Here is a 12,509-nt window from a genome sequence, read left to right on the forward strand (position 1 = left end):
GCTTTTTTTATGCCTGCAATAATGTACTCAAAGGTTACATATCTAAACGCAGTCCAGGATCCTGTTTGATTTTTTCTATTACCATGTAAGTGTGGTGTGTACCCACCCCTGGAATATCGACCAAATCACCTAATACTTCTCTGTATTCGTCCATATTAGAGACGCGAATTTTTAATAAATAGTCGTAACCACCCGCTACCATATCACATTCAACAACCTGCTTAATTTTAAGAATGTGTTCGCGAAACACTTTAAATACCGCTGTATTTGAGGTGACTAACGATACCTGCACATGCGCCACTAGGCTTTGATTGAGCTTTTCCTCGCTTAATTTTGCAAAATATCCCTCTATGTAGCCTTCTTGCTCCAGACGTTTAACTCTATCTAAACAAGGACTAGGACTTAAATTCACTTGTTTTGCGAGGTTAACATTTGAAATTCTACCATTGCGCTGCAAAACGTCTAAAATTGATATATCGATACGATCAAGCAGGCGTAATCTATTCGGATTAGTCATATCAGTATTTTATATGGATAAGTTAATAATATGCCCTGTAAATTATCGTAAAACGGCAAAATTAACCAGCATATTCTGCTGGATTTTAATTAGAATGCACGCTTTACACCAACAACATTTAGCGGTAATTAATAATTACCCTAAGTCTTAACACTCCTGAGGGTTGCTTATGTTATTCAATGGCGATTTAACAACGACTTGTCCGATCAGACAAAAGATCCGTGACTTCTACCGTATAGATGAAAATGCGGTTATTGATCACATTTTACCACTTGCAGAAGTCGGTGTTAAAGCACGAAGCCGTGCATGGGAAAGAGCTCGCCAAATAGTTTTAAACATTCGTAAAGACCAAGATGGTCAAAGCGGTGTTGATGCGCTATTAAATGAATTTTCACTATCTAGTGAAGAAGGTGTGGTATTAATGTGTTTAGCCGAAGCGCTGCTTCGTGTTCCTGATAAAGCAACTCAAGAAACATTAATACGTGATAAATTAGCAAACGGCGATTGGAGCTCTCACTTAGGTAGTAGTGACTCTTTATTCGTTAATGCCTCGTCTTGGGGATTATTAGTAACCGGTAAAATGGTTAACTATAACGATAAGACTAAAGAGCAACAGTTTGGCATACTCAAAAAAACCATTGGTCGTTTAGGCGAGCCAGTTATACGTAAGTCTGTTAACTTTGCTATGAAGATAATGGGCAAACAGTTCGTAATGGGTCGTACCATTAACGAAGCGATTGAGCGTGCTGCTGAAAAAGAGCAAAAAGGCTATGTATATTCTTACGATATGCTAGGCGAAGGTGCTCGCACAATGAAAGACGCCAAGCGTTACTTTGATAGCTACATGAATGCGATTCATGCTATCGGTAAAGCCGCAAATGGCCGTGGCCCAATAAAAAGCCCAGGTATTTCTGTAAAGTTATCGGCTATTCACCCTCGATATGAGTTCACTCATAGAGAGCGTGTAATGGAAGAAATCGTTCCAAAACTAAAAGAGCTAGCCCTTGCCGCTAAAAAATACGATATCGGCTTTACTGTTGATGCTGAAGAAGCTGACCGTTTAGATATTTCTCTTGATGTTATTGAGGCAGTATTTAGCGATGACGATTTAGGCGATTGGCAAGGTTTTGGTTTAGCGGTTCAGGCTTATCAAAAACGCGCTATTTTTGTTATTGAATGGCTAACCGACCTAGCAACTCGTGTGGGTCGAAAAATGATGGTGCGTTTAGTAAAAGGCGCATACTGGGATACAGAAATCAAAACCACACAACAAGATGGTTTAGATTATTTCCCGGTGTTTACCCGTAAAGCAACCACGGATGTATCATATAAAGCGTGTGCGATTAAAATGCTTGAAGCACGTGATGTACTTTACCCGCAATTTGCAACACACAACGCCTACACCGCAGCGACTATTTTAGAAGTAGCCAAAGGTGATAACCAAGGTTTTGAATTCCAACGTCTTCACGGTATGGGTGAATCTTTATTTGACCAAATCGTTGATGAAGAAAAAATTCAGTGCCGCGTATACGCACCGGTCGGCCAACACGAAGACCTGCTTGCTTATCTTGTGCGTCGTTTACTAGAAAACGGCGCTAACTCGTCATTTGTAAATGCCATTGTAGATACCACACAACCGGTTGAAGCATTATTGCCAGATCCTGTTGAAACACTGCAAGGTTTACGTAATAAATACAACACACAGATAAAAATGCCAATTGATTTATACGGTGAAGAACGTGCCAATTCAAAAGGTATGGACTTAACTGATATTAACGTGATCACCCCGTTTAAAGAAAATTTAGACACTTGGTTTGAAGAGCATTTAATTGATGAAAGCCAAGTACCAGAGGGCGCGTTGGCAGTTAAAAACCCTGCAAACCATAAAGAAATTATTGGCCATATAAAATTACAAAATAGCGATGAAATGAAAGTGTTGCTAGCCAACGCTGAAACCGCATTTGAATCATGGTCACAAACACCGGTAAAAGAGCGCGCCAATTTATTACGTCGCGTTGCTGATATTTTAGAGCGCCATCACGATGAGCTTGTTGCTATCTGTATTAAAGAAGCAGGTAAAGTAGCACAAGATGGTATTGATGAAGTACGTGAAGCCGTTGATTTTTGTCGTTACTACGCAGCCCGTGCTGAAGAGCTTGCGCAAGATGAGCGCTTTGAAGCCCGTGGTGTTATTTTATGTATTAGCCCATGGAACTTCCCGCTCGCTATTTTCTTGGGTCAAGTTGCAGCGGCCATAGTTACTGGTAACACGGTTATTGCAAAACCAGCAGAGCAAACCAGCTTAATCGCACTACGTGCCATTGAATTAATGCTATCAGTTGGTTTACCTGAGCACGTTGTACAGCCTGTCATTGCTCGCGGTAGCGAAGTAGGTAAAACCATTGTTCCTGATGAGCGTATTCAAGCTGTTATGTTTACAGGTTCAACTGAAACGGGCACGCTTATCTCGCAAACATTAGCAGCACGTAACGATATTCAGGTGCCTTTAATTGCAGAGACTGGCGGCCAAAACTGTATGATTGTTGACTCAACAGCGCTTCCTGAGCAAGTTGTTGATGATGTTATCAGTTCTGGTTTCCAAAGTGCAGGTCAACGTTGTTCAGCATTACGCGTACTCTTTATTCAAGAAGACGTAGCTGATGGCATTATCGATATGCTTAAAGGCGCACTTGCTGAGTTGCATATTGGCGACCCATCATTACTCTCTACAGACGTAGGCCCAGTAATAGATGAAAAAGCGCTTAAAACACTCAACGACCATGTTGAATACCTCAAGGGTAATGCAACACTTCACTATGAGTGTAAAATTCCTGATAACAGCGAAAATGGCGCATTTTTCTTTGCACCACGTTTATACGAAATTAAAGACTTATCGGTATTGAAACGTGAAGTATTTGGCCCGTGTGTGCATGTTATCCGCTTTAAATCGAGTGAGCTTGATAGTGTTGTCGACCAAATCAACAACACGGGTTACGGCTTAACAATGGGTATTCATTCTCGCATTGAAGAACGTTGTGAACATTTAGCGAAAATGTCGCGTGCAGGTAACGTATACATCAACCGTAATATGATTGGTGCCATTGTTGGCGTGCAACCGTTTGGTGGCCGTGGACTCTCTGGTACTGGCCCTAAAGCCGGTGGACCAAACTACCTACAACGCCTAATAAAAGAAAAAGCATCACCAGATAACGTACAAATGACTAACCTAACGCCAGATGAGCTTGATTTACACCACTACAGTGGCGCAAATGAGCAAGTAGAAAAGCTGATGGTTAACTCTATGCGCGATGAAAAAATCTGGCGTGCAACGCCACTGAATGATCGTGTTTCTGCGGTACGTCAGTTATTAGCGAAAGTAGCGACGGTTGAAATTATTGACGACCTCGCGGACGATTTAGCGTTAACACTTGCCGATGCTCGCGCTCAGTTAAACCGCTTAGAAAAGCACATGCGTAAATATACAACATTGCCAGGGCCAACAGGTGAGTCGAATACACTTCACCTTGAAGCTCGGGGTTGTGTGGTTTGTTACGCAGATAAAAGCACCTCATTTAACTTTTGGGCACTGTCTATTATTACCGCACTAGCGGCTGGTAATACGGTAATTACTGTTGCATCTGAAATATTTTACGACGAAGCGGTTGCCTTTAGAGATAAGTTTATTGCAACCGGCGTTGCTGAAGGTGTTTTCCAAGTAGCTAAACCAAACCAGTTACAAGCTATATTGGCACACCCTCACCTAGCGGGTGCGGTAGTTGCTGCACGTTCTTCTCGCTTAGGCTACTTCAGCCAACAGCTTGCACAACGTAAAGGCGCAATACTACCAGTGATCAGCTCAGAGTATTACGACACGCTAATTAAGCGCTTAATTACTGAAAAAACAATCAGTATCGATACAACGGCATCAGGCGGTAACACCTCGTTGATGACGCTTGTTGAAGATGATGAATAGAAAATAGTCATCATTTAATTAAAAAGGCATCAATTTGATGCCTTTTTTTATTTCTAAATGTGAATTTATTTGTTACTTTCTCTAATCATATTTGTTAATTAGAGTTCACTTTGAAAACCATTCCTACTACACAGCTAAAACCTGGTATGTTTGTACAAAAAGTTGTTAAGCAAACTGGCAATATTAGAATAAAAAACCAAGGCTGGGTTAAAACTCAAAGTGGAATTGATAAATTAATAAAATCTGGCATTTTAGAGGTTGAAATCGATCCTGATAAAGTGCTCACCTCTGAAGAATCTGAAACACAACCAACGCCTGCTACTAAGCACGAAATCAAAAAGCGCGATCCATGGTTAATAACCCACAGCGCTGAGCAAGAAATGAGTAAAGCTAAAAAGCTTTATGATGAAGCAAAAAACTTACAAACCAAAGCATTTGGCGATATAGAATCTGGCCGCACTGTTGATGTTGCTCCTTTTAGGGAGCTGGCTAGCGGGTTTATTGACTCCGTATTTAGAAATCAAGATGCGCTGGCGTGCATTACGCAAATGCGCCAAAAAGATGCCTATTTATTAGAGCACTCGATAAATGTGTCTATTTTAATGAGTATTTTTGCAAAACATCTCAATATTGAAAAACCAATCATTGAAGAACTTGCAACAGGTGCCCTATTGCATGATATGGGAAAAATAAAAATACCTGACGCGATTCTCAACAAACCAGGTCGCTACAGTGACGAAGAATTTAAAGTGATGCAAAATCATGCGCGCTTTAGCAAAGAAATACTAGAAGACGCAGGATTAACGGGGATTGCTGTTGATATCGCAGGTATGCACCATGAGCGCTTAGATGGTAAAGGCTACCCCTTTGGTAAAAAGGGCGATGAAATAAGCCAATATGTTCGTATGGCCTCTATTGTTGATGTATATGATGCATTAACCGCTGAACGCGTTTATAAAGCGGGTATGGAGCCAATTAAGGCGTTTAAAATATTAAAACAAGGTTGCCCTGATAGCTTTGATGGCGTGCTACTTAATAAGTTTATTCAATGCATTGGTATTCACCCAGTGGGCACGCTGGTAAAACTTTCCAGCCAAAAAGTGGGGCTGGTGACCCAAAGTAATCCTGCAACACCATTAAAACCAGTCGTAAAAACGTTTTTTAATGCTAAACATGGGCGTTACACTGAAGTTCAAGATATTGACTTATCAAGCAAAAGAACACAAGACACGCTTGAATCAGCAGTGAAACCCAAAGAATATAATATAGATTTAGAGGGTTTTTATAAGCACTCTATCTTTAGTTAATTGGCCACTACTGTGGCCAATCTTGCAGAGCTTTTAAGCTAAACTCATAGCCATCAAAATCAAGTACGCTCTGATCCGGTGCTATTTCTAGCACCCTCAATGCACCAATAGACTCCCCTTCATATAGCTCTCTGCCATTGAGTTTTATCCAGCGCTTATCTGCTGTCGACGAATAAATATGTGCCTGATATTTAATGCTTGGCAACATACTTTGTAGGCCATCCGGCAGTAGCTCAACGGGTTGTACCCGTGATGAATGACGAGAGCCTTGAGTTACTTCGTAGTCGGCTGTTGTTTCTGTGTCATTAACGGCTTGCGCAAACGCATTTTTAAGCGTGTCTGGAACCGTATCTAGTTCAGCGGTTGATTCTGGCTGAGCAGGCACATTTTGATTAAGTGGTTTACCTAACACTTTGTATTTACTCAACTCATCGGCACTGAGTGTTCTTTTCGTTGGCTGAGTTGGTACACTTTGCGGTTGGCTGCTCGGTGATTGAAAACTAGATGAAACGTTATTCTGCGCCGAGAAATTTTGCGTTTGCCCTTGAGACGCTTGATTAACGCTCATAGGTAAATATTGCCCTTGTGGCGTAAGCAACATTTGCTGTACACCCGTTGGGGTTTGTACATAAACCAATTGCCCTGCCAGTGGCACAGAATTGTTAGGCGCAGTTGTAACAAGGGGCGCTTGAGGGGTTGTTACTGCTTGAGCAACCGTTTTTTGTACTTCCTCTGGGCTTGTTGGTTTTTCTACTACTGCTGAGTCTTTTTGACTAAGGTCATTTTGAACAACCTCATTTTTTACGGCTACATTTTCTTGTTGCAGCCACTTACCGACAAAAAAGCCACTGGTCAATATACCCGTCGCCAATAAACTTCCGGCGAGTAAAAAACTAATTCGACGATAGGTCATCAACTGATGTTGTTGTTTTAATTGTTGCGCTTGCAAGTCATATTGCTCTGCGCTCATGGTATCGTGCTTTGACTGCTTTAACGCATCTAATAAATAAGACATGAATCACCTAACTAAAGAATAAATGACAGGCCAATTCCTGCACCAAAAAGCATTAACGCAGCAGCGCTATAGGGCCAAATCGAACCTGTTTTACTCACCTTATTATTTGTGGCAATAAAGTCGATAGGTAAAGATTCACTCGCCGCTTGCTTAACAATATCACTGCCAACAATTTCTTGTTGTTTAGAAAATGCCCCTACTAATGCGCGTTCACACACCAGATTCATTAATCGTGGCACGCCGCCTGTGAGCTGATGCACCATTTGCATCGCTTCCATTGAAAATATTTTCTTGTCACAACCTGCAATATGTAGCCGATGTTGAATATAAGCAATGGTTTGCCCTGGTGTTAGCGCTAACAAGTGATACCTAGCAGTAATACGCTGTGCCAGTTGCCTTAACTCATTACGCTTTAAAAGTAGCTGTAACTCAGGCTGCCCAACTAATACTATTTGTAATAACTTTTTATGGTCGGTTTCGATATTGGTTAATAAGCGAAGTTGTTCAAGCACATCGGGGGCAAGTAGCTGTGCTTCATCAATAATTAAAATAGTATGCCCCCCCGCTTTATTATTAAACTCAAGGTGCTTTTTAATCACATCCGTTAGACTTTTCAGCGTGGCATTTTTGGCGTCGTAAGTTATTTGTAATTCATCGCAAATACTGGCTAACAGTTCAAGTTCTGATAACGCAGGATTATGGATCATGGCTACTTGGGTATTTTCAGGCAGTCGCTCTAACATACTACGTGTTATGGTGGTTTTACCCGTCCCCACTTCACCAGTTAACAGCACAAAGCCACCGTCTTCACCTAGTCCATAGGTAAGGTGTGCTAATGCTTCTTTGTGGCGTTCACTTAAAAATAAGTAGTGGGGATTAGGCGAAATTGAGAATGGCTTTTCTTGTAAACCAAAATAGCTTAAATACACCTTTATAGTCCTTGGTCGTTAATTCACGGCCTATAATGGCAAAAAAATAGCCTGGGTGACAACTACAACCAGGCTTTATTATTAAAATAGTGTAAATAAAAAAGCTAACCGTAAATAAAAGAGTATTTTTAGATTCGCTAATATATTAATTAACTACTTCTCATAGCGTACTAGGCGTAAATATACGTTACTTGTTTTAGCATGTAAGCTATTTAAACCACTTGCAAACTGATAAACCCATGCCGAATTTATATTGCTAATACCCGAGGTATTAGACCAATAATTTTGCGACTGCGTTGCTAAAAAAATACCCGCATTAATACTTGGATCGGTACAACGGTGATCTACTATACTAGCTAACTCTTTAATACTCGGCACTTGCCAGTCGTTATAATTTGCCGTGGTGTCATTAAGTGCGCCTTTAAGTGAAGCTTGCCAATTTAATGGTTGAGTATCGCCATCGCAGCTAGTTGTTTCGCTATTATAAACTTGACCATAGTTACAGCGCTGCCACATTAGCCCTGTTTTAGTATCTGATACAGTGCCATCAATATTAATCACAAATCGGTCGGTATCATCGCTAGTCGCGACTTCCTGATAACACTGCTGCGCTGCAAGTGACTGACTTAATCCTAAGGCTAATAACATAGAGACTTTAATTAATTTCATAATAATCACCTTAACGATTTCTAACTAAGCGCACATAAGCGGCATTATCTTTTGGATAGGCTAAATCATTGCCATCCATCATATCGATAGTGTAAGCCTGAGATAAACTGGCACCATCAACAGCCGTTTGCGAAGTCCAGTAGCGTAAATGCCCTACACTGTTAGTCGATGGTGTATTAGGGAAAAATGCAGTATCTATCAATACGTTTTGCCCTTGTTTACCGTAATCAATTAAACCTAAAAGTTCAGTATAAGTGGGTAAACGCCAGTTACTGCCGCCACAAAAATCAAGCGCATTAACTTCATCAATATAGGTTTGTAATCCACAATCAGTATCGCTCGGGCATGTGGTATTAGCGCTACCATTTACATCGCCGCTATTTACTGTACCTTGCCAAATATAACGGTTTTGTCCATCACGCAACGAAGTATTTGGTAACACACCGGAATAAGGGCTTTTCACTTCCCAAACAAGGCCGGTAGTATTATCACGAATACAGCTAAAGTTTTGCGCATCATCGAGAAGCTCATCGGCAAACTCATTAAGTTTGGTGTAATCAAAAGCCAGATTCCCTTTACCCACTTTACCTAAACGATTGGCAAAACTATCGCGCCCAAGATCAGCATCTTGAGCTGGAAATTCATCATTATTACAATTAATTCGCTGAGTATTGTTATAACACTCTCCTACCCCTGTATCATTTATTAACCCAAGCGCTTTGGGTGTTACATCAATAAATACGGTATCTGTGTCGGTGCGCCCTTTTAAGTCCATAACTTGTACTTCAAAGCTAAGCGTTGCATTTAAATCAATATCAGAGGCAAAAAAGCTGGCAGTACATGACTTCGGTTCAATCAGGGTTTCTGCATTACCGGTAAGTTGTTGCCACATACATTGATAAGATTGAGTTGCCGCTTCGCTTGCAGTGGCATCTAAAATAACTTTATCAAACTCTTCTACTGTTTGATTAGCGCCTGCATCGGCAATAATCACTTGAGCTGTTTTATTAAGGGTCATATCAAATTGTGATGCAGATACTCCGCCCTCATCATCTGTTACGGTGAGCTGCCATTTTAAGTTGGTGTTATTTTCTAATAATGGATGAGGAAAACTAAGCGTTGGATTGGTATAGCTATCAATTGTTAAATCCGGCCCTGACAATAATTGCCACAAATAACTGCTAATTTCGCCATTTTCATCGGGGTCTGTGGAAGTTAAACCACTAAGGGTTACAGTATCCTTATAAACTGAGGGCAAGTTTGCAGGAGCAACTTGAGTAACAACAGCAAGAGGAAGCTGATTATTAGAGGCAATGAAAACACTCAAGTCGTCATTCACTAAACTGCCATCTGACGTTTGATAGCTAACTCTTAATACCAGTTCACTGTCAGACTTTACATCTGGTGCAGTAATGGTTTGTTCAGCCCCTTCAAGCGGAAACACATCTATAATAGGGCCACTTACACGCTGCCAAGTAAATGTACCATCTGCAGGAGAGCCTTTTGCAGAAATAGTAAACTCTGATTTTTCTACAACTTGAAGATCGTTACCTGCAAATACTGATGTTTTTATATCACTGTTATCAGCACCACCTCCCCCTCCGCATGCAGCCAAAAGCAAGCATGACATAAGTGGTATTAACGAAATTGCTCTCATACTCAGCACCTTTTTGTCTTAAAATTATCTAATAAAACTATTAAGCAAAAAAAATGCCATTATAAATTATAAATAGCTATCTTGATGAATACGAACAAATAATTTAGTGCCAACTTTACTGTAATCTACTTTATATTCGCGGCCATCTAAGGATTGAATAAACAACAATTGTTTTTCTTCGCTAAATACATCAGCACTAGTAATATAAACAACGTCGAGGTAACGCTCTTTTGCATCTCGGCGGTTTTTTGGCAGTTCTTCTTTAAATGGCTCAAGACCATTACCTGTTACTTTAATTTTAGGGTGAGTCTCACCATTAACAATCACTAAATCTAGTTTTCTGTTTTTATGTATTATGGTGTTTCGACCACTTTTAATGAAAGATCTGTCTTGGCTCATCGTTATTCCTAATCCCGCAGTGAGTGCTTATATTATTATTCACACTGCGACTTTATAAACTGAGAGGGATCGCGCTTCCATTTATTTAAATTTGCGCTAAATTCCCAAATATCACTTTCTATTACACTCGCTGGTAACAGTAAGTCATACCCTGTTAAAAGCTGAAGATGTTTAGCCCTATTAGCAAACATCGCTATGAGCCCATTATAGTCAATTCCTTTTTTTGACCTATATTTATTATCTTCAACTAACCATTCTGATGGGCAATGCCCATTTTTGCAATTTTTCTGAACAACTTGCATAAAGAAATGTCGCTGCTCTATCAACAATTTACCCGCAATTCTTGGAGCTAAAGCAGACAAGAATGAATCTATATCATTTAACTTAATACCAATCGCATTAAGCTCAAGGTAATCAATGCCATTATCAACCTTAGGTATACCACAATGGTGCAAATTCTCTGGGTGTAAATGCCATTGTCCATACTTATGCTGATATATTAATTGCTGCTCAGTTAAAATAATACTATAAAAAGGTTCTTGTGTTTTAAAAAAGCCAATTAAAATTGCAGCAATACATAAACTTACTAAAAAAATTTCGATAATACTTATTTCGCCTGGGCGTAATAAATTAAACAGCATGATAACAATCAAGCCAATGCTGCCGACCACTAATATTTCAATTCCATTTTTAGCGCCTTGCGCTCGGTATTTTAGTATTTGTTTATTTATATTAGCCATACTGAAAAAACGCCATATAAAATATAAACATAATAATAGCCCACAATGCTAACTTTCTCAGCGTTAAACAGCGTTTGCATGATGTTTTAAAGCTCATCAATTAACTCCCATTATTACTGTTAAATATGCGCAATGACTAAGTATCAGTTATTTTTACGCTTAACGCACAAATTAATGAGATACATAACCGCCTTTTTTTGTCCTGATTTCGTACAATACTTATAATCTATTTTCAGGTATGAAAACAATGCACTCTAAACAATCAGGTAAAGCCTTATTTCCATTTATTATTTCGTTACTAATAATTTTTAGCGTTTATTTGTATTTTCCCGCATCACAGGGCGAGCAAGCCAATTACTCGGCAATGACAACGCAAGTCTCTGCCCACACGGTAAGATCGCAAGAAAACGCAATTATGATTGAAGCCATTGGCAGTGCTCGTGCTAATCAGGCTATCTACATTAAAAGCGCCCAAAACGATTATGTCACTAGCATTTACTTTGAAGATGGCGATTTGGTCAGCAAAGGACAAAAATTAGTACAACTGCAAAACCAACAAGAACAATTTGCAGTAAAAGAACTTAGCATTAATTTACAAGAAGAAAAACGTCAATTAGCCAGACTGACCGAGCTTTCTCGCTCGCAAGCGACGGCCAAGTCATTGCTTGAAGAACAACTCGCTCGCGTTGATGCCAGCGAAGCACAACTTGAAAGTGCTAAAACCAAACTCAATGAAATGGCCATCACCGCGCCTTTTTCTGGGTTACTTGGGAAACGCGAAATATCGGTGGGTGCGTATATTAATAACAGTACCGTGATCACAACCCTCGATGACATTAGTATTATAAAAGTTGATTTTAAAGTGCCTGAAAAGTATTTAGCTCAATTGAAAAACGGAATGATTGTTCGCACTCAAAACGATGCTTACCCTGATCAAACCTTCAGCGGTAAAGTAACCCATATAAGCTCACGTATCGACTCAATCACTCGCAGTGTAGAAGTAACAGCCAGTATTGCTAATAAATCAGGTTTACTTCGCCCAGGTATGTTGCTTAAAACTGCACTAGAGCTAAGCAGTAACCAAGCGCTGATGGTGCCTGAAAAGGCCATTATTCCTTTGCAAGATAAGCATTACGTTTTTCAAATTGAAGATGGCATAGCAAACCGTAAAGAAGTACATGTTGCAAGTAGAAATAATGGCTGGGTTGCGATAGACAAAGGGTTAAGTAATGGCGAGCAAATTGTTACCGAGGGAATAATTAAAATTCGCTCAGGTAGTAAAGTAAGCGTTAAGGGGTAACAC

The 12,509-nt window shown here is 40.0% G+C and carries 10 protein-coding genes; 3 read left to right on the plus strand and 7 right to left on the minus strand.

The features are described from left to right. Positions 1-34: 34 nt before the first annotated feature. Positions 35-517: a winged helix-turn-helix transcriptional regulator gene (locus CWC14_RS09030; RefSeq protein WP_016899359.1), complete on the minus strand. Its 483-nt coding sequence runs from the start codon at positions 515-517 to the stop codon at positions 35-37. 169 nt (positions 518-686) lie between these two features. Between CWC14_RS09030 and putA the strand changes: the two genes are divergently transcribed. Then, positions 687-4,490 (plus strand): bifunctional proline dehydrogenase/L-glutamate gamma-semialdehyde dehydrogenase PutA, encoded by a 3,804-nt coding sequence (gene putA, locus CWC14_RS09035; RefSeq protein WP_013464326.1) that lies wholly within the window; start codon positions 687-689, stop codon positions 4,488-4,490. 110 nt (positions 4,491-4,600) lie between these two features. After that, entirely contained in the window at positions 4,601-5,797 is a 1,197-nt protein-coding gene (locus CWC14_RS09040; RefSeq protein ID WP_138562483.1) for a cyclic di-GMP phosphodiesterase, read from the plus strand. A gap of 7 nt (positions 5,798-5,804) precedes the next feature. On the opposite strand, the gene CWC14_RS09045 is transcribed toward CWC14_RS09040, so the two are convergent. From CWC14_RS09045 to CWC14_RS09070, 6 genes are all read right to left on the minus strand, one after another. After that, positions 5,805-6,812: a general secretion pathway protein GspB gene (locus tag CWC14_RS09045; RefSeq protein ID WP_138562485.1), complete on the minus strand. Its 1,008-nt coding sequence runs from the start codon at positions 6,810-6,812 to the stop codon at positions 5,805-5,807. An 11-nt stretch (positions 6,813-6,823) separates the two neighbouring features. Then, complete coding sequence (locus CWC14_RS09050) at positions 6,824-7,741, minus strand: ExeA family protein (RefSeq protein WP_064662968.1); 918 nt, start codon at positions 7,739-7,741, stop codon at positions 6,824-6,826. 153 nt (positions 7,742-7,894) lie between these two features. Further along, positions 7,895-8,410, minus strand: coding sequence for an Lcl C-terminal domain-containing protein (locus CWC14_RS09055; protein WP_008465984.1), 516 nt, complete (start codon positions 8,408-8,410; stop codon positions 7,895-7,897). Between the two features lie 10 nt (positions 8,411-8,420). Then, positions 8,421-10,067, minus strand: coding sequence for an Lcl C-terminal domain-containing protein (locus CWC14_RS09060; protein ID WP_138562487.1), 1,647 nt, complete (start codon positions 10,065-10,067; stop codon positions 8,421-8,423). Between the two features lie 66 nt (positions 10,068-10,133). After that, positions 10,134-10,466 carry a hypothetical protein gene (locus CWC14_RS09065; RefSeq protein ID WP_008465987.1) on the minus strand — a complete coding sequence of 111 codons (333 nt, stop codon included), beginning with the start codon at positions 10,464-10,466 and terminating at the stop codon, positions 10,134-10,136. A 35-nt stretch (positions 10,467-10,501) separates the two neighbouring features. Then, positions 10,502-11,206: a DUF2982 domain-containing protein gene (locus CWC14_RS09070; protein ID WP_008465989.1), complete on the minus strand. Its 705-nt coding sequence runs from the start codon at positions 11,204-11,206 to the stop codon at positions 10,502-10,504. Positions 11,207-11,453: 247 nt separating this feature from the next. Here CWC14_RS09070 and CWC14_RS09075 point away from each other — a divergent pair, with 247 nt between their 5' ends. Then, positions 11,454-12,506: an efflux RND transporter periplasmic adaptor subunit gene (locus CWC14_RS09075; protein WP_138562489.1), complete on the plus strand. Its 1,053-nt coding sequence runs from the start codon at positions 11,454-11,456 to the stop codon at positions 12,504-12,506. Positions 12,507-12,509 lie beyond the last annotated feature (3 nt).

The organism is Pseudoalteromonas sp. S3260 (assembly GCF_005886925.1).
Taxonomy (GTDB): Bacteria; Pseudomonadota; Gammaproteobacteria; order Enterobacterales; family Alteromonadaceae; genus Pseudoalteromonas; species Pseudoalteromonas tetraodonis.